The sequence below is a fragment of the Bacillus luti genome (assembly GCF_009739945.1).
Classification (GTDB): domain Bacteria; phylum Bacillota; class Bacilli; order Bacillales; family Bacillaceae_G; genus Bacillus_A; species Bacillus_A luti.
Map to the genome: position 1 here is coordinate 826608 of NZ_CP040336.1, position 17098 is coordinate 843705.

Annotated in this window: 20 protein-coding genes; 14 read left to right on the forward strand and 6 right to left on the reverse strand. The window is 35.5% G+C overall.

Annotated features, from left to right (window positions below):
• The first annotated feature begins 72 nt into the window (after window positions 1-72).
• Genes EUC40_RS04295 through srtB form a run of 3 tightly spaced genes read left to right on the forward strand, consistent with a single transcriptional unit; the run spans window position 73 to window position 2562 of the window.
• On the forward strand, window positions 73-1005 hold the full coding sequence (locus tag EUC40_RS04295; RefSeq protein WP_156573829.1) for a FecCD family ABC transporter permease: 933 nt from the start codon (window positions 73-75) through the stop codon (window positions 1003-1005).
• Window positions 995-1765 (forward strand): ABC transporter ATP-binding protein, encoded by a 771-nt coding sequence (locus tag EUC40_RS04300; RefSeq protein WP_000403752.1) that lies wholly within the window; start codon window positions 995-997, stop codon window positions 1763-1765. Before EUC40_RS04295 ends, EUC40_RS04300 begins: the two co-directional genes overlap by 11 nt.
• Before the next feature lie 32 nt (window positions 1766-1797).
• Window positions 1798-2562 carry a class B sortase gene (srtB, locus tag EUC40_RS04305; protein WP_071710422.1) on the forward strand — a complete coding sequence of 255 codons (765 nt, stop codon included), beginning with the start codon at window positions 1798-1800 and terminating at the stop codon, window positions 2560-2562.
• Window positions 2563-2630: 68 nt separating this feature from the next.
• Here the strand turns inward: srtB and isdG are convergent, their stop codons facing one another.
• Window positions 2631-2954: a heme oxygenase gene (isdG, locus tag EUC40_RS04310; RefSeq protein ID WP_156573832.1), complete on the reverse strand. Its 324-nt coding sequence runs from the start codon at window positions 2952-2954 to the stop codon at window positions 2631-2633.
• A gap of 299 nt (window positions 2955-3253) precedes the next feature.
• Here isdG and EUC40_RS04315 point away from each other — a divergent pair, with 299 nt between their 5' ends.
• The gene (locus EUC40_RS04315) at window positions 3254-4453 is read left to right on the forward strand and encodes a class I SAM-dependent rRNA methyltransferase (RefSeq protein ID WP_071710424.1); all 1200 of its coding nucleotides are present in this window, start codon (window positions 3254-3256) and stop codon (window positions 4451-4453) included.
• 39 nt (window positions 4454-4492) lie between these two features.
• On the opposite strand, the gene EUC40_RS04320 is transcribed toward EUC40_RS04315, so the two are convergent.
• Window positions 4493-4687, reverse strand: a complete 195-nt coding sequence (locus EUC40_RS04320; RefSeq protein ID WP_001014310.1) for a YwbE family protein — start codon at window positions 4685-4687, stop codon at window positions 4493-4495.
• A complete protein-coding gene (locus tag EUC40_RS26875; protein WP_001293578.1) occupies window positions 4688-4861 on the reverse strand; it encodes a hypothetical protein in 174 nt (57 codons plus the stop codon).
• Window positions 4862-5030: 169 nt separating this feature from the next.
• On the opposite strand from EUC40_RS26875, the gene EUC40_RS04325 reads away from it, so the two are divergent.
• The 7 genes from EUC40_RS04325 to EUC40_RS04350 all read left to right on the forward strand — a co-directional run bounded on the left by EUC40_RS04325 (window position 5031) and on the right by EUC40_RS04350 (window position 10220).
• The gene (locus EUC40_RS04325; RefSeq protein WP_156573834.1) at window positions 5031-5723 is read left to right on the forward strand and encodes a response regulator transcription factor; all 693 of its coding nucleotides are present in this window, start codon (window positions 5031-5033) and stop codon (window positions 5721-5723) included.
• 1 nt (window position 5724) lies between these two features.
• Window positions 5725-6660: a HAMP domain-containing histidine kinase gene (locus tag EUC40_RS04330; RefSeq protein WP_156573836.1), complete on the forward strand. Its 936-nt coding sequence runs from the start codon at window positions 5725-5727 to the stop codon at window positions 6658-6660.
• A 125-nt stretch (window positions 6661-6785) separates the two neighbouring features.
• Window positions 6786-7709 carry an ABC transporter ATP-binding protein gene (locus EUC40_RS04335; protein WP_156573838.1) on the forward strand — a complete coding sequence of 308 codons (924 nt, stop codon included), beginning with the start codon at window positions 6786-6788 and terminating at the stop codon, window positions 7707-7709.
• The gene (locus EUC40_RS26880) at window positions 7702-7863 is read left to right on the forward strand and encodes a hypothetical protein (RefSeq protein WP_167520142.1); all 162 of its coding nucleotides are present in this window, start codon (window positions 7702-7704) and stop codon (window positions 7861-7863) included. The genes EUC40_RS04335 and EUC40_RS26880 overlap by 8 nt, the downstream gene beginning before the upstream one ends.
• Before the next feature lie 34 nt (window positions 7864-7897).
• Window positions 7898-8596 (forward strand): ABC transporter permease, encoded by a 699-nt coding sequence (locus tag EUC40_RS04340; RefSeq protein WP_156573840.1) that lies wholly within the window; start codon window positions 7898-7900, stop codon window positions 8594-8596.
• Window positions 8597-8630: 34 nt separating this feature from the next.
• Entirely contained in the window at window positions 8631-9503 is an 873-nt protein-coding gene (locus tag EUC40_RS04345; protein ID WP_156573842.1) for a DUF4097 family beta strand repeat-containing protein, read from the forward strand.
• A 24-nt stretch (window positions 9504-9527) separates the two neighbouring features.
• On the forward strand, window positions 9528-10220 hold the full coding sequence (locus tag EUC40_RS04350; RefSeq protein WP_071710429.1) for an ABC transporter permease: 693 nt from the start codon (window positions 9528-9530) through the stop codon (window positions 10218-10220).
• 64 nt (window positions 10221-10284) lie between these two features.
• On the opposite strand, the gene EUC40_RS04355 is transcribed toward EUC40_RS04350, so the two are convergent.
• A complete protein-coding gene (locus tag EUC40_RS04355; RefSeq protein WP_071710430.1) occupies window positions 10285-10788 on the reverse strand; it encodes a DinB family protein in 504 nt (167 codons plus the stop codon).
• Between the two features lie 183 nt (window positions 10789-10971).
• Here EUC40_RS04355 and EUC40_RS04360 point away from each other — a divergent pair, with 183 nt between their 5' ends.
• Both EUC40_RS04360 and EUC40_RS04365 read left to right on the forward strand, forming a co-directional pair.
• Entirely contained in the window at window positions 10972-11526 is a 555-nt protein-coding gene (locus tag EUC40_RS04360) for a sigma-70 family RNA polymerase sigma factor (protein ID WP_156573844.1), read from the forward strand.
• Entirely contained in the window at window positions 11519-12190 is a 672-nt protein-coding gene (locus EUC40_RS04365) for a septation ring formation regulator EzrA (protein WP_156573847.1), read from the forward strand. Before EUC40_RS04360 ends, EUC40_RS04365 begins: the two co-directional genes overlap by 8 nt.
• Window positions 12191-12317: 127 nt before the next feature.
• Here the strand turns inward: EUC40_RS04365 and fhuB are convergent, their stop codons facing one another.
• Together fhuB and EUC40_RS04375 are read right to left on the reverse strand one after the other, a co-directional pair.
• Complete coding sequence (fhuB, locus tag EUC40_RS04370) at window positions 12318-14354, reverse strand: Fe(3+)-hydroxamate ABC transporter permease FhuB (RefSeq protein ID WP_156573849.1); 2037 nt, start codon at window positions 14352-14354, stop codon at window positions 12318-12320.
• A gap of 7 nt (window positions 14355-14361) precedes the next feature.
• The gene (locus EUC40_RS04375) at window positions 14362-15336 is read right to left on the reverse strand and encodes an ABC transporter substrate-binding protein (protein WP_156573851.1); all 975 of its coding nucleotides are present in this window, start codon (window positions 15334-15336) and stop codon (window positions 14362-14364) included.
• A 378-nt stretch (window positions 15337-15714) separates the two neighbouring features.
• Between EUC40_RS04375 and EUC40_RS27575 the strand changes: the two genes are divergently transcribed.
• Window positions 15715-16977: a BclA C-terminal domain-containing protein gene (locus EUC40_RS27575; protein WP_156573853.1), complete on the forward strand. Its 1263-nt coding sequence runs from the start codon at window positions 15715-15717 to the stop codon at window positions 16975-16977.
• Window positions 16978-17098 lie beyond the last annotated feature (121 nt).

Sequence of the window (17098 nt, forward strand, 5' to 3'; positions counted from 1 at the left end):
TTTTATATAAAGGAAGAGTGGAATGAATAAAAAACTTGGAGTTTCTTCATTGTTACTGTATTGCTTATTGTTATGACATCATTGTCAGCAATGAAAGGAAGTTTAGAAATAGGGATTGTTGAGCTTGTGCAAGGAATATTTACAGGGGCCAATGAAGATGTTGAAGTAATTAAAGATTTACGTTTCCCGCGTATTATTATTGCGCTGTTCACTGGGGCGGCTCTTGCTGTTTCAGGTGTGCTTTTTCAAGCTGTTATGAAAAATCCACTTGCTGATGCTGGAGTGATTGGTATATCTTCAGGAGCAAGTTTTATGACACTTGTTATTATTACGTTATTCCCGCAATTCTTTTTCTGGACACCAGTATTCGCCTTTTTAGGTGGGGCGTTTGCATGTTATCTCGTTTATGCTTTTTCATGGAAGTCAGGGCTAAGTCCACTTCGCATTATTTTAGTTGGTATAGCTATTAATGCAATGTTCACTGGATTAAATGAATCGTTCATTACGATTTGCGGATATTTCATTAAGAGTATTAAGCAAACGACGACTTCCAACATAACGATGAAGACGTGGGGCGATGTAGAAATAATGGTTACGTATGGAACAATTGGTCTTGTTCTTGCACTGTTTGTAGGAGCTTGGTGTAACTTATTATCACTACAAGATAAGACTGCGAAAAACTTAGGTTTGCACGTGACGAGAGTTCGTCTTATTATTTCTGCCATTGCAGTACTTTTAGCGGCAGTATCAACAGCGATTGCAGGAGTCATTGCTTTCGTTGGATTACTTGTTCCGCACATTTCAAGACAACTAGTTGGTTCAGACCATAAAGTGTTGATTCCATTTTCTGCACTTGCAGGAGCGTTATTAATTTTGACGGCGGATACGATTGGAAGGTTAATTGTGCCACCTAATGAAATTCCAGCAGCAACAATTATGGCGGTCATTGGTGGGCCATTCTTAATATTCTTGCTTAGAAAGAGTGATAAAGTTCATGGAAATTAAAAATGTAACCTTTTCATACGATAATGTAACAAATCGTTTAAAGTCTGTTAGTAGTGAAATAGAAATTGGGAAAATTACAACAATCATTGGTCCAAATGGTTGCGGGAAATCAACATTACTTGGTGTTATGTCTAGAAATCATGCTCCTAATAGTGGAGAAGTAATACTTGATGGGAAAGCGATTAGTGAGTATAAACCGAAAGAGTTTGCTAGAAAGTTAGCTGTTGTCCATCAGCAAAATGAGGCACCAGCAGATATTACAGTGGAAAAACTAATAAGCTTTGGACGTATGCCATATAAAAATGTTTTTTCTTCGCAAACTGATGAAGATAGAGAAGCAATTGAGCGTGCATTAACATGTACGAATTTGCAAAGTAAACGTGAAAAGCCAATTCATGCTTTATCGGGCGGAGAGAGACAGCGAGTTTGGATTGCGATGACATTAGCTCAAAGTACACCAATGCTTTTCTTAGATGAACCGACAACATATTTAGATATTTATTATCAGCTAGAAATATTAGAGTTAGTGAAAGAGTTAAATGAAGTGTATGGATTAACGATTGTAATGGTACTACATGATATTAATCAAGCTATTCGTTACAGTGATCATATTATCGTTATGAAAGATGGGGAGATTGTTACGAAAGGCAATCCTAATGATGTAATAACAGAAGAAATGGTTAAAGCAATATATGGTGTAGATGTCGTTGTAAAACAAGATGAAGATACAGGGTTATACATGGTACCAATGGGAATTTAAAGGCTGAGCATAATCCGTTTTGAGGTGATAATTTGAATAGTAAGAAAGAACGGAAAAAGAATTCTTTTTTTCAACGAATACTTACAATTGTATTTTTAGGAATCTTTTTCTATTCAATGTATGAATTGGGTGGGATTTTCATGGATTATTATGAAAATCGTAAAGTAATGGCTGAAGCGCAACATATTTATAAGAGAAGTCCAATGGAAGAAAAATCAGAAGATGGGGAAGTACGTAAACAGTTTCAAGCTCTCCAAAAAATGAATCCAGAAATAGTTGGATGGATTACGATGGATGATACACAAATCAATTATCCAATCGTTCAAGCGAAGGATAATGATTACTATTTATTTCGTAATTACAAAGGCGAGGATATGAGAGCGGGAAGTATTTTTATGGATTATCGTAATGATGTGAAATCTCAAAACCGAAATACAATTTTATATGGTCATCGTATGAAGGACGGTTCTATGTTTGGAAGCTTAAAAAAGATGTTGGATGAAGATTTCTTCATGTCCCATCGTAAATTGTATTATGATACATTATTTGAAGGATACGACGTTGAAGTGTTTTCAGTATATACGACAACGACGGATTTTTATTACATTGAAACGGATTTTGAAAGCGATGCAGCGTATACAGCGTTCTTAAAGCAAATTCAAGATAAATCACTTTACAAAACGGATACGGAATTGACGGCTAACGATGAAATTATAACACTTTCGACATGTGACTATGCACTTGATCCAGAAGCAGGGAGATTAGTAGTGCATGCGAAACTAGTAAAAAGACAGTAAAGAAAAAAGTATAGAATATGAGGGGCGGTAATGCTTCTCATATTCTATACTTTAAAAAAGAAATATGTTTACTGTGCTGCAGCCATTGGCATACGTACAACTTCAACATTGTAGTAAGTGATTTTATTGTCAAGAATATAATCTGGCATCCCGCCTTGATGTGAGTGAGCAGCTTTAAATGCTGGGCTCTTCGTCCAACCTTGGAAATCTTCTTTTGCATTCCAGCGTGTGCTAATTGTTACTTCATCATAATCAACTGTATTTTGCGTTAGAAGAACTTCTAATCCTAAAAAGCCTGGCATCGTTTCGACTTGACCTACTTTATTAAAACGATCAATTAATTTATGTCCATTTCCCTTTGTAATTTTAGCTGTATTTGTAACAATAATCATGTTTTATTCCTCCTATAAGTGTAACCTTTATTTTCGAGAACTCATATACATTAAATGATAATGAAAATCATTATCAATGTCAATGGTAAATGTGAAATAAATAAGTATTTTTTCTATTATGTTAGACAGTAAGATTTCCATTTCAAAGTGTAGTAAATATGTGGGGTTAAGCGAGAGAATGAGTGAGTTGTACTAGCAAAGCAATAATATGGTATAGTGAAACGAGGCTGTTTTTCAGTCTCGTTTTTTACATGCTTCCTACAAATTAGAAAGCATTCAAATGGAAAGGAAGACATTACATGCGATCAGAAGTAACGATAAAAATAAAACCGAAATTTATAAAAGAAATTAAAAGTGGATATCCGCTTATTTTAAAAGATGCAATTCAAAACTTAAATGATGTCCGAGAAGAAGGGACAATTATTAAAGTAGTAGATGAGAAGAACCAATTCATCGGAAAAGGCTATTATGGAAAACAAAATAAAGGGTACGGCTGGATTTTAACGAGAAAAGAGAGTGAACAAATTAATCAATCTTTCTTTGAAAGTAAAATAAAATCTGCCTTACATAAACGAAAGCAATTTTACAAATCAAGTGATACGACAGCATTCCGTGTTGTGAACGGTGAAGGTGATGGGCTTGGGGGCTTAATCATCGATTATTATGACGGCTATTATGTAGTAAGTTGGTATAGTGAAGGGATTTATACTTTCAGAGATGAGATTATAGCAGCTCTTCAAAAAGTAGCAAACTTTAAAGGTATTTATGAGAAAAAGCGTTTTGATACGAAAGGGAAATACATTGAAGGTGATGATTTCGTAGCAGGAGAGCGCGGTGAATTCCCGCTTATTGTAAAAGAGAATGGTGTGAACTTTGCGGTTTATTTAAATGACGGAGCAATGGTTGGTGTATTTTTAGATCAACGAAACGTTCGAAAACAAATTCGTGATAAATATGCAAAGGGAAGAACCGTGTTAAATATGTTCTCTTATACAGGTGCTTTCTCTGTATTTGCGGCGCTTGGTGGAGCGAGCAAAACGACGAGTGTCGACCTTGCAAATCGTAGTTTAAGTAAAACGATTGAGCAGTTTAGTGTAAATGAAATTGATTATGAAGCACAAGATATTATTGTAGAAGATGTATTTCTATATTTCAAATATGCAGCTAAGAAAAAGATGAAATTTGATATGGTCGTACTAGACCCTCCAAGCTTTGCCCGCTCAAAAAAATATACATTTAGTGCAGCGAAAGATTATAAAAACTTATTAAAAGAAACAATTGCCATTACAGAAAATAACGGGATTATCGTTGCTTCTACAAATTGTAGTGCGTTCGATATGAAAAAGTTTAAAGGCTTTATCGATACAGCATTTAAAGAAATGAATGGCAAATATAAAATATTAGAAGAACATTCTTTACCAGAAGATTTCCGTACAATCGATCAATTTAAAGAAGGAGACTATTTAAAAGTAGTTTTCATCGAGAAAATTAAAGGCTAATAAACAAAAAGGAGCTCGAGTTTACTTGAGCTCCTTTTCTTATTGGACGATATTTTGTACTCTACCGACTTGCCCGTCTTGTAATCGCACTTTAATGCCATGCGGATGAGAAGGGGAGTTTGTCAAAATATCTTTTACAATTCCACGTGTTAGTTTGCCCGTTCGCTGATCTTGTTTTAATACAATATCAACTTCAAGACCTGGTGCGATATTAGAACGTTTTTGTCCGTTCATTTATACACCTGTACGTCTACGTTGGTTGTTTGTTTTCTTCGTTTGTTGGTTTTGTAATTTTTTCGTTTCTTGGCTTTGGTTTTTGGCATTTTGACCATTACCGTTACCTTGCTTTTTCTTTGCAAGTTGTTCACGCATTAAATCAGCTAAGCTTACTTTTTTGTTTTCTGACATGATAAGTCTCCTTTATATAAAGTTAATTATGAACTATCGTAGTAAATTTCATCATATCATTGTTACGGAAGGAAGGGAAGTTGGTTTGAAAATTCATATAATTCTTCACAGTGTTCATTCGTTACGATACAATTAAAATGTTAATGTTTGTAAAAAAGGGGATAGACATATGTCACATCATATTTTATTAGTTGAAGATGATATCTCAATTCAAGAGATGGTGGGAAAATATTTAATGAAAGAAGGCTTTCAAGTTACAATTGCGTCTGATGGAGAAGAAGGGGTGCAAGCCTTTTTTAAATCACCTTTTGATTTAGTTATCCTCGATATCATGATGCCGAAGTTAGATGGATTAGAGGTTGTACGTATTATTCGTGAGAAGAGTGCAGTTCCGGTTTTAATGATGTCAGCAAAAGATACAGATGTTGATAAAGCTGTTGGATTAGGACTTGGAGCAGATGATTACATCTGTAAGCCATTTTCGATGATTGAATTGGCTGCACGTGTAAAAGCAGGTATTCGAAGATCTACGAAATATTCAGCGACAGAAACAACCGAAAAAATGATTCGGATTGGTGATTTAACCATAGATCCAATCAACTTTACTGTGGAGAAAAATGGGAAGCCTCTCAAACTTACTTTAAAAGAATTTGAGATTTTAAAACTGTTCGTAAAGAATCAAAATCGTGTATTTACGAAAGCACAAATATATACGTTGGTTTGGAATGAAGAGTATTACGGTGATGATAATGTTATTAATGTTCATATGAGAAGATTGCGTGAGAAAATCGAAAATGATCCATCTAATCCAGAATATATTAAAACGTTATGGGGCATCGGCTATAAGCTGGAAGTGATGTAGTATGGTCAATTTGTTAATGGGCATTATTTTTATATTGATATGTATCATTTACATACAATATAAAATGAGAAAAACTAGTAGCAAAAATTTACGATACACATATGAAAAGTTGGAAAGTATTGTGAATGAAAAAACAGGTGAGAAGTTACTCGTTATGACAGATGATCAAGAATTACAAAAGTTATTAGTGGCAATTAATCATTTATTAGATGCAAAGCAGAAAACGAATGCAGATCACGCGAAAGTAGAAATTTCGATGAGAAAAATGCTTTCAAATATTTCACATGACTTAAAAACACCACTAACAGTTATTCTTGGATATACAGAAATGTTAAATGAGGATAAAACGATAAAAAAAGAAGAACAGCAAGTATTACTTGAAAAGGTGCATGTGAAAACATTAGAAGTCATGGAACTGATTCATAAGTTTTTTGATTTAGCAAAATTAGAATCAGGTGACAAAGCAATTGAGATAACAAAAGTCAATATGAATGAAGTTTGTCGTGAGAAAATTTTATCCTTTTATGATTTGGTGACAGCGAAAGGTTTTCAAGTTCATATTGATATACCGGAAAGAAATATATATGCACTTGGAAATGAAGAAGTATTAGGCAGGGTATTGAATAATTTAATATCAAATGCGATTACATATGGAGACGATGGAAAGATGCTCGGTATGACGTTAAGAGATGATGAAACGAGTGTGTATATAGACGTATGGGACACGGGAAAAGGAATTGATGAGACTCATATTGATAAAGTGTTTGAGCGTATGTATACACTTGAAGACTCCAGAAATAGATTGTACCAAGGTAGCGGTTTAGGGTTAACGATTACGAAAAGGCTTGTGGAGGCGATGGATGGAGAAATTCATCTTTCTAGTAAGCCGTATGAAAAAACGGCTTTTACAGTTGTATTAACAAAAATGCAGTTTTAGCTTGTAGAGCAGTAGATTCTACAAGCTTTTTTTCAGCGTAAGGAATTTGTAAGAAACGGGTAAGAAAAAAGAGATTTCCGTTGTCTATTATAGAAGTATAAAGTAGTGCGAAAGGAGAAAATGACATGACATATATATTAAAAACGAATCAGCTAACGAAAGTGTTTAAGGGGAAAGAAGTTATTTCTAGCGTTAACATGCATGTGAAAAAAGGAGAGATATACGGTTTCTTAGGACCGAATGGTGCAGGTAAAACAACGATTATGAAAATGATCACAAATTTAATAAAACCGACGAGTGGTGATATTGAAATTTTCGGTGAGAAGTTAACAGACACATCTTATGAAGTATTAAAAAGAATGGGGACAATTATTGAATATCCGGTTTTTTATGAGAAACTAACGGCGCAGGAAAACTTAGAATTACATTGTGAATATATGGGCTATTACGATAAGAACGCCATTGAGCATGCTTTAAATTTAGTAAAACTGCACGGTATAGATGAGAAAAAAGTAAAAGATTTTTCATTAGGGATGAAACAACGACTCGGTATTGCAAGGGCAATTATGACAAAACCAGAGCTACTTATTTTAGATGAACCGATTAACGGTTTAGATCCAATTGGTATTAAAGAATTGCGAGATTTATTTAAAATGCTCTGCAAAGAATATGGCATTACTTTATTAGTTTCTAGTCATATTTTAGGCGAGATGGAACAAATGGCAGATACAATTGGCGTTATTCAAAATGGGAAACTAATAAAAGAAGTTTCAATGAAGAGTATTAATGGAAAACAAACAGAGTACATTGAAATCACTGTTCCTGATGTGAAACGGGCAGCTTATATTTTAGAAGATAAACTCGGTATAAAAAATTACAAAATAATGAGTGGAAACATGATTCGTGTGTATGATACGGCAGCGTCTCAGCAAGCTATTTCAAAAGCACTTATTATGAACGATGTAGAAATTGAAAGTATTAATAAGAAACATAGTTCCTTAGAGGAATATTTCTTAAATGTAATGGATGGAGAGGGCATTCATGCTTAATGGATTGTTAGTGAATCTAGTAAGCGGATTGATCGTAATGTTCATAAGTGGGATTTTATATTATAGAAAACCAGAGCGGAAATGGTTGTTAATTCTACTAGTGATAGGAATGTTAAGCTTCGTTACTGCTGGAATTAGAATGTTAGCAGTGTAGAGACAGTTATATAAAGAATGGAGGCGCGGTTTATATGTTTAAGTTAATGAAGCTCGAATGGAAGAAACATCAACTATCTAGTTACTTTAAAGGGGTAACGATTTGTATTATAGCAATTTTTGTTGCAGTAAGTTTTATGGGGTTAGGAGTGAAAGGTGAAGTAGATGCGGCGCTCACTGATTTCACAAAATATATGACCTTAGCAAACATCTTTATTAGGATGACATTTCTAATTTTTAGTTCGGTCATTTTATCACGGTTAGTAATTGATGAGTATAAGAACAAAACAATGCAACTACTGTTTATGTATCCATTGCAAAGAAAAATGTTAATGAGGGCGAAGTTAACAATTGTTTTTAGTTTTTGTTTTGTGAGCATGATTATTGCTACTTTCATTATTAGTTTGCTCATATTTTTTATGAATCCAATGATGGGAGTAATTGAAACGCCTGTTACGATAGGTGAAATAATAGCTACCGTTCCAGCTACTTTTATAAATGCATTTATGATATCTGGTATAAGTTTAATTCCTTTATTTTTTGGGATGAGAAAGAAATCGGCACCAACAACAATTACTTCTGCAGTAATAATCGGGATGATAATGAACAGTAACATTGGAAGCAATCAAGTAAGTTTTTATAGTTTTATAGCTATCCCAATTGTGCTCTGTTTATTAGGAATTTTTATTAGTTATCTTTCATATCGTAAAATCGACAAGGTCGATGTGGCGTAAAGTAAGTTTAAAACAACAACGAACTGGGGTATGAATGTTGAAAAAAATAATAGTAATTGCAATTTTATTTCTGACAATTGCTAGTGTAGTTTTTGGTTTTAAGACATTTCAGGGGAAAGATTTTAAGAAAGAAAAGTCTTTTGAGATAAATAATATAAAAGAAATCGAAGTGGATAATGAAAATTGGGATATTGAATTTAAAAGTACAGACGCTAATAAAATAGTAATTTCCGCTCAAGGTCAACAAGTAGATAAAGATCTAGAGCCTGTCAAAATAGAAAATGACGGAAAGAAAATTGTGATTAAACAAAAACAAAAGGCGACCAGATTTTTTAATGGTTTTACGTTTAGGAAGAAAAATAGTATATCTATAGCTATTCCGAAGAAAGAAATAGATAAAATTGTATTAAATAATAAATCGGGTGATGTGAAAATAAGAAATATAGAAGTGAAAAGTATCGTTACAAAAAGCAAGTCTGGAGATGAAATGATTGTAGGACTATTAGCAGAGAAGGGTGAATTCACTTCGAAAAGTGGCGAATTAAGTTTGAAAGATAGTTCAGTACAAGAGTTAAATATAAAGTCTACAACTGGCGATAACTATGTAACAAATGTAAACAACGTAAATATGAACATCACTTCAACATCCGGTGAAGTATTACTGAAAGATATAAAAGAAGGAAAATCATTATTTATAGAAACAAAATCAGGAGATATTGGCGTAAGGTATAAAGGTGTTCCGGATTCATTGAAACTTACAGCTAAAAGTAATTCGAATGACATACTGGTGAATGTAAACGGATTGAAGAAAGACAAGAATACTGAAAAGATAATAGAAGGAATCATTGGTGATGCAAAAAACGAAGTGAAGATTTTAAGTAAAACAGGAGCAATTTATATTGATTAAGTCTTAAACGGGAGGAGGACCATCATGCTACGTCTTATGAAGCTAGAACTGAAGAAATTTAAACTCGGCTGGTACGTGAAGAGAGCAGTAATTGCAAATCTTGTTATACTGGCATTATTGATTTTTGTTAGCATCGTTTCTCAAATAGAGGGAGATCCAGAAATAAGAGATCCGCAGGCGATTTTGTTAATGGCTAGTTCAATAGTAAGAGCAACATTTATTATTTTTGGTGCTATACTAATAGCTAAGTTAATAATTGATGAATATAAAAACAAAACAATATTATTGATGTTTTCTTATCCAATTAATCGGAAGAAAATAATGATTAGTAAGTTGGCTATTACAGCAATATTAACATTCATAACAGTTATTTTATCTAATATTTTTGTAGTAGGAATTTTCATTGGAATAGATAGTTATTTTTCGATTCTTTCTAATCCATTTACATTAGATCAATTGATTCAAGAAGGGATAAATCTCGTTCCTTTAGCCATTGCCACTGCTGGAATAAGCTTAATTCCTCTATACTTCGGAATGCGTAAACGTTCAGTGCCAACTACTATTGTTTCGTCTATTATCGTTGTACTAATCGCAATTAATAACCCACCAATATTTCCTATAGCGACCTTTCTTCCTCTTCAATTCGCATTTGCAGCGATTGGTGTGGCGATTGCTTATTATGGGATTAGAAATATTGAGAGAGAAGATGCAATATAAAGTTTCACATGAAACAAGTTACAGAAAAAGACAAGGTGAATCAATACCTTGTCTTTTTCTGTCGTTACATTTTTGGAGCTTCCATCCCGGCCGCAGCCCATTCTTCTTTTGCAGGACCATATACGCCAGGGACTGTTAAGCCAGCTTGTCGCATTAAAACTGTCATTTGTCCGCGGTGGTGATTTTGATGATTAATAAGCGTCATTAAAAATATAGAATTCGGCATAGGGCGACCAAAGAAGTCATTAATAGTCGCTAAGTCTTTATCAGTCCATTCGCTTTGAAGTGCTTCAACAAAAGCTGCATTTACTTTACGATATTGATCAGCAATTGTTGTAGCAGAAGTCGGTACAGGATAATCTTTCGTTTCCCCTTCAAACTTAAGCCCTGTGCCAGATAGCATAACCGGAATGGCCGTCACGATATGCCAAGCAACTCTGCCTAACGTCCAGTGTCCAGGTGCAATTTCCTGTGATAAAGATTCATCTGTTAATGCATCGAGCATCTTCTGAGTAGATTCAGCCTCGTATTTCCATGATTGTAAAAAGCCTTCAATTGTTTGGTACATAGTTATCCCTCCTAATTATGTTCATAGGTTAAGTTCGAGACACTTGATTTATTCCCTTTTAATAGAAAAAAATTCATTACATATTGTTACAATATAAAAATAACTAGAAAATATTTGTAGAATTGTCAGGAATCGAATGTGTTCATTCGTATATATAACGAATAGAGAATGGGATAAAGCGTGGTGATAAGGGTGAAAGATATAGAAATAGTAGAAGGTCTTCGAAAACAGGATATGTTAGCTTTACATACAGTAATTGATCGATATGGGGAGTTAATTTATAGGGTGGTTCACAGTGTGTTAGATACGGCACATAGTAAGGTGCTAGTGGATGAATGTGTTGATGATATTTTATTAATCGTTTGGTACAACATTAGCAGTTACGATGAAAATCGTGGGAAGTTTAGGAATTGGCTTATATCCGTTGCGAAATTTAAAGCCATTGATTATAAACGAAAAAGTAATAAGGCTTACCAATTACAAGAGTTTCATCAAGAAATATATGAAGAAGGGGAAGAGGTTAATTTAACAACAGAAGAGCGAAATCATAATTTTTACGTCTTAATTAAAGAATTGAACGAAAAAGATAAGGAAATTTTTATAAAAAGGTATTTAGATGAATATAGCGTACAAGAAATAGCACTTGAATTCGGTATGACCCGAGATACGGTGTATAGCAGGCTTTCGAGAGGGAGAAAGAAATTGAAGAAGCTGTTAGGAGGGAAAAGAAATGAATAAAGAAAAATTGCTTCAGGAATTAAATAATTTGCAGTATGGTGATAATTTTGTAGAAGATTATAGAAATGATAAAAAAATAGATAAAAAGAAAATAGATCGTACAAAAGAAGTTGTAACAAAAACAATTTTAATGAAACGTTGTTATGAGGCCGTACAAGAAGAATCACAGGGGAGTGAAGAGGTTTTGTATAGTATGTTTACTGAAAATCCTTGCGTGAAAAACTGGCAGACAGGTACAGCGATGACATTAGGGATAGGCGTTCTTGCGATGAACTTCGGTATTAACAATGTGCTAATCGTTACAAATAAAAAGTTATATGTGTTTTTTGTGGATCGTTATTATAATGAAGTGGACTTAAAAGTATGTTTATTAAACGAAATAGCTTCTATGAAAACAATATTAGACCGTAAAGGTGGAAGTGAATTTCTTTATATAAAGTATAAAAATGATAAAGAATACGTATTGTTAGGAAATGCTGATGATTACAGAGAGTTATTTCAAATAGTAGGTGGATTGAAAATAGCAACCGGAATAGAATTAAGATTGCTGGATAAAAAATTAAAGAGAAAGTTAACGTTAAAACGTAGTATATTCAATATAATTATGTATTCACTTGTTATATATTTTATGTACAAAGCTTATATTAATTTTATCCCGCATTAACGGGCAGTAAAACTCCTACTTTAAAATTTGGCTGGAGTGAAGAAGTGGGAGATGAACAAAACCCTACTGATTATAGTTTCACTTTATGCCATGATAGAAAAGCCAGCTTCATATATGAAGCTGGCTTTTAATTAACCTTCTTCCCACTTTTCCTCATTAACCATAAGAAATAAGGTGCCCCAAGTACAGCAACGACAAGACCAGAAGGAATTTCTTTCGGATATGCAATTGTTCGTCCTAGTAAGTCAGCAATGGAAAGGAGGATTGCTCCAAACAGTGCTGAACAGACGAATAGTCTTTGGTGATTCATCCCAACAACAATTCGCGCTAAGTGTGGTGCGACAAGGCCTAAAAAGGCAATCGTACCGACAGCAGCGATATTTACTGATGCAAGTAGTGTCGCTAACACGATTAGAGCAAGACGCGTTTTATTTACCGGTTGTCCGAGTCCAGTTGCTAAATCATCCCCAAGTACAAGAACATCGAGTTGCTTTATTAAGAAAAAGATAATGAGTACGAGAATAAGTGATGGATATAGAATAATATTTTCTAAGTGATTCCATCCTCTTGCATACGTACTACCTGATAGCCACGTTAAAGCAGCAGCCACATTTAAATTCGCTCTAACAATAAAGATTTGAATAATTGCTGAGCCAAGCGCGGAAATGCCAATCCCTATTAAAGCGAGAGCTGTTGGACTAAACCCTGATTTCCAAGAGAAGAAGAGGACAATTCCAACTGCAAGTAGTCCGCCAATAAATGCACCAATTGGTAGGAAGAAACCAGGAAGTGCAGGAAAGACATACATAATAGTTAAAGCACCAACACCAGCCCCCGAGGAAATACCAATGATAGAAGGGTCTGCAAGTGGGTTTCGTAATATACCTTGGAAAACAAGTCCGCTTATTGCAAGGCAAGCGCCAGCAATAGCAGCAACGAGCATTCTTGGTAAACGAAGGTTCATCATCATATTTTTGTCAAATTGTGTTAATTGACCTGATATAACATTTGTAATGCTTTCGATATAAGCGTTACTACCAATTGTAACACCAAGAGCAATCGTCACAATACAAAGCGTAATAGATATAATGATTACCTTTTTATAAGAGTAATAGCGGGAACTAGCTCCAGCTGCATTTGCAACGTTATCATTCATATATTGTTTCGATTTCATTATTCGATACACTAAGTAAATAAGCCAAGGCGATCCAATCATTGCCGTGACTGCCCCAACAGGAAGTTCTGCACCGGTTGGATCTATTAACCTACCGACAACATCTGCTCCAAGTAATAAGACTGCCCCCCATAAGAAAGAAGAGAGAAGAAGAGTAAAGTGCTGACGGTAGCCAATAAGACGCATTAAATGTGGTGCAACTAAGCCCACAAAACCGATTGGTCCAACAACAGTAACAATTACTGCTGTTAAAAAGATTGCGGCAATGAAGGCGATAAGACGTGTTACCGCTGTTTTTTCACCAAGAGAAACAGCCACATCATCACCAAGTAAGAGAATGTTGAGTTTACGAGACATAAATAGTAAAACTAGGAAAGAAATAATGATAAATGGAAAAGCAAATTGAACGCCATCCCAGTTATTTTGAATAAGAGACCCAGCTCCCCATAAAAATAAACCAGCTGTTTCATTCTCATAGAACAGTTGCATCGTTCCAGTAAAGGCAGAAAGCATTAATGTAACGACCATACCAGCTAATGCCATTCTAAGTGGGGTTCCCTTTTTTCCACCAGAAATACGGTATACAAATAAAGCAGTAATTGCACCACCGATAAATGTGAAAAGGAGTGAGTTAATTTGCAAACCTTTCGGTAAGAAAATTGTAGCAGTTACTAGAAAGAAATATGCGCCAGAGTGAATACCCATTGTACTGGATTCAGCAAGTGGGTTTTTTGTTAACGTTTGTAAAATAACTCCAGATGCAGCAAGAGCACCTCCGGCTAAAATAGCAATTACGGCTCTAGGTAATCGAAGCATGATTAAAGTTTGATGCTCTAGCGATTGATTCGGTGAGATAAGAGCATCCATAATCATACTATAGGAAATGTTCGCTTGACCTTGTCCGATATGAATAAAGAAAAGGAGGAGCAAGAGAGCTGCTCCTCCTCCGAATACAAGACTTGCTCGAAGTGTATGTTGTAAGCTATTCATCGTGTAATCACTTCTTCGCTGTCATTACATCTGCTACTTGTGTTGCTAAAGATTTTGCAGACTCAGGACCACCGAAAATCCAAGTGTCGCCTTTTAATTTATACATTTTGTTTTCTTTTTTGAACTTTAATTCTTCCCAAGCAGGGTTGCCTTTTAGTTGCGTGTCAAAAATGTTATCTTCATCCGCTACAATGTAAATGAAGTTTGAATCTTGTACACTTTGTAATGATTCTACAGTTGTTTGTTTGAAACCATCTGGCTCAGATTTTCCTGCTTCAAAAGTATTTGTTAAACCTAATTTTTTTGTAACCTGTATAGCTACAGAATTGTCAGTTAAGATACGGAATGTTGGCACGTTTTTAGCTGTAAATGCTTGTGTCATTGCGATGTTTTTATCTTTTAAGTCTGCTTTTTCAATTTTTGCTTTTGCATCAGCGAATGTTTTATCCATATCAGCTAATACTTTTTTACCTTCTTCTTCTTTTCCAACTGCTTTTGCAATTTGTTTAAATGTTTCTGTCATTTCAGCAAAGTGATCGTTATTGCTTGTTGATGGATCGAACATAACTGTTGGTGCAATTTGTTCTAATTCGTTTTTAATAGCTTTACCACGGAATGATGCAGTAATAATTAAGTCTGGTTTTAGACGGCTAATTTCTTCTAAGTTTGGTTGTTGGCGTGTCCCTACATCTACAACATCTTTACTTGGTTTTGTTGGTGTATTTACCCATTTATTATAATTCTTAATGTCTGCCATCCCTACTGGCTGAACACCAAGTGCTAATAAGTCTTCTGAATATACCCACTCAAGTACAACAACTTTTTTCGCTGGTTTATCTAATTTTGTTTCCCCTTCAGCGTGTTTAATTGTTATAGCTTGCTTCTTATCGTCTGTCTTTGTTTCTTTTTTCTCCTCTTTTTGCTGTCCACATCCAACAGCGAATAGAAGAATTACTATGAAAATACTGAGAATTTTCTTCATCTTCTGCCCCCAAATAATTTTTTTACTTGTAATAAATGACACTGAAAATCGTTATCAATTACAACAACCAAATCATACTATGAGGATATTTTAAGTGTCAATATTTTTTTAAAATTTTGACGAAAAGCAACGAATTATGCAGATTTTACTATGTAGAATTGAAATTTGTATACGTATGAAGACTTTAGAAGGTGAATTTGGTTTAACCAAGAAGGCGAAAGTACAAGCAAAAGGAGAGAATGTCGCATGTAATAATTATTAGAATGTATGGAATTAATGCGTGTTTATCGCTATAGAATACAGTTTTTTATTATTTGATATGTGTTTTCTAATTCGTTGCTTATGCTTAAAAGATTGAATTTGAAGGAAGGGATCAGCATGTCTTCATGGCTCAATAATACAAATGGATATTGTGGGTGTAATAATCAAAATGGTGTACATGTTGATTCATGCTGTTTTAGTTGCGATGGGACAGTTCCTAAGCTTGGTCCAACAGGTCCGACGGGAGCGACAGGAGTAACGGGAGCGATAGGGGCAACGGGAGCAACAGGTCCAACAGGTGAAACGGGGGCAACAGGAGCAACAGGAGCAACAGGAGCAACAGGAGCAACAGGAGCAACAGGAGCAACGGGTCCAACGGGTCCAACAGGAGCAACAGGTCCAACGGGTCCAACAGGTCCAACGGGTCCAACGGGTCCAACAGGTCCAACGGGTCCAACGGGTCCAACGGGTCCAACAGGTCCAACAGGAGCAACAGGTCCAACGGGTCCAACGGGTCCAACAGGTCCAACAGGAGCAACAGGTCCAACGGGTCCAACAGGTCCAACAGGTCCAACGGGTCCAACAGGTCCAACAGGTCCAACAGGTCCAACAGGTTTAACAGGTCCAACGGGTCCAACAGGTCCAACAGGTTTAACAGGTCCAACGGGTCCAACAGGTTTAACAGGTCCAACAGGTCCAACAGGTCCAACAGGTTTAACAGGTCCAACGGGTCCAACAGGAGCAACAGGTTTAACAGGTTCAACGGGTCCAACGGGTCCAACAGGTCTAACAGGTTTAACAGGTTTAACAGGTTCAACAGGTTCAACGGGTCCAACAGGCCCAACAGGTCCAACGGGTCCAACAGGTCCAACGGGTCCAACAGGTCCAACGGGTCCAACAGGTCCAACAGGTTTAACAGGTTCAACAGGTTCAACAGGTTCAACAGGTGAAACGGGTGCAACAGGCACAAGTATAACGGCAACGTACGCGTTTGCAAATAATACGTCGGGTACAGCAATATCGGTCCTACTCGGTGGAACAAACGTCCCGCTTCCAAACAATCAGAACATTGGTCCAGGAATGACGGTGTCTGGGGGAAACACTGTATTTACGGCTGCAAATGCAGGGAATTATTATATTTCATATACAATTAATATAACAGCAGCGTTATTAGTAAGTTCGCGAATTACGATTAATGGAGCACCGCTTGCTGGGACTATCAATGCTCCTGCGTTAGCAACCACATCTTTTAGTGCAACAATTATTACGACTCTTGCGGCTGGAAGTGCCATTAGTTTGCAATTATTCGGTCTGCTAGCCGTTGCAACATTATCAACGACTACTCCAGGAGCAGTGTTAACAATTATACGACTCAGTTAAATGATGACTCTCTTACTCTTTTAAGGTTAGGAGAGTTTATACATATAATAAGAAGTTAATGAGGTAAAGCATAGTTATATAAAAGTCAGAATATTATGATTGTAACGTGGTGATGACTATA

Excerpts from the sequence above, each read along its gene's own strand:
- EUC40_RS04320 (WP_001014310.1), bottom strand. The coding sequence starts at position 4,687 with ATGAACGGACAAAAACGTTCTAATATCGCACCAGGTCTTGAAGTTGAT.
- EUC40_RS04335 (WP_156573838.1), top strand. The coding sequence starts at position 6,786 with ATGACATATATATTAAAAACGAATCAGCTAACGAAAGTGTTTAAGGGG.
- EUC40_RS04325 (WP_156573834.1), top strand. The coding sequence starts at position 5,031 with ATGTCACATCATATTTTATTAGTTGAAGATGATATCTCAATTCAAGAG.
- EUC40_RS04345 (WP_156573842.1), top strand. The coding sequence starts at position 8,631 with ATGTTGAAAAAAATAATAGTAATTGCAATTTTATTTCTGACAATTGCT.
- isdG (WP_156573832.1), bottom strand. The coding sequence starts at position 2,954 with ATGATTATTGTTACAAATACAGCTAAAATTACAAAGGGAAATGGACAT.
- EUC40_RS04375 (WP_156573851.1), bottom strand. The coding sequence starts at position 15,336 with ATGAAGAAAATTCTCAGTATTTTCATAGTAATTCTTCTATTCGCTGTT.
- EUC40_RS04365 (WP_156573847.1), top strand. The coding sequence starts at position 11,519 with ATGAATAAAGAAAAATTGCTTCAGGAATTAAATAATTTGCAGTATGGT.
- EUC40_RS04315 (WP_071710424.1), top strand. The coding sequence starts at position 3,254 with ATGCGATCAGAAGTAACGATAAAAATAAAACCGAAATTTATAAAAGAA.
- EUC40_RS04340 (WP_156573840.1), top strand. The coding sequence starts at position 7,898 with ATGTTTAAGTTAATGAAGCTCGAATGGAAGAAACATCAACTATCTAGT.
- EUC40_RS04355 (WP_071710430.1), bottom strand. The coding sequence starts at position 10,788 with ATGTACCAAACAATTGAAGGCTTTTTACAATCATGGAAATACGAGGCT.
- EUC40_RS26875 (WP_001293578.1), bottom strand. The coding sequence starts at position 4,861 with ATGTCAGAAAACAAAAAAGTAAGCTTAGCTGATTTAATGCGTGAACAA.
- EUC40_RS04295 (WP_156573829.1), top strand. The coding sequence starts at position 73 with ATGACATCATTGTCAGCAATGAAAGGAAGTTTAGAAATAGGGATTGTT.
- EUC40_RS26880 (WP_167520142.1), top strand. The coding sequence starts at position 7,702 with ATGCTTAATGGATTGTTAGTGAATCTAGTAAGCGGATTGATCGTAATG.
- EUC40_RS27575 (WP_156573853.1), top strand. The coding sequence starts at position 15,715 with ATGTCTTCATGGCTCAATAATACAAATGGATATTGTGGGTGTAATAAT.
- fhuB (WP_156573849.1), bottom strand. The coding sequence starts at position 14,354 with ATGAATAGCTTACAACATACACTTCGAGCAAGTCTTGTATTCGGAGGA.
- EUC40_RS04350 (WP_071710429.1), top strand. The coding sequence starts at position 9,528 with ATGCTACGTCTTATGAAGCTAGAACTGAAGAAATTTAAACTCGGCTGG.
- EUC40_RS04330 (WP_156573836.1), top strand. The coding sequence starts at position 5,725 with ATGGTCAATTTGTTAATGGGCATTATTTTTATATTGATATGTATCATT.
- EUC40_RS04300 (WP_000403752.1), top strand. The coding sequence starts at position 995 with ATGGAAATTAAAAATGTAACCTTTTCATACGATAATGTAACAAATCGT.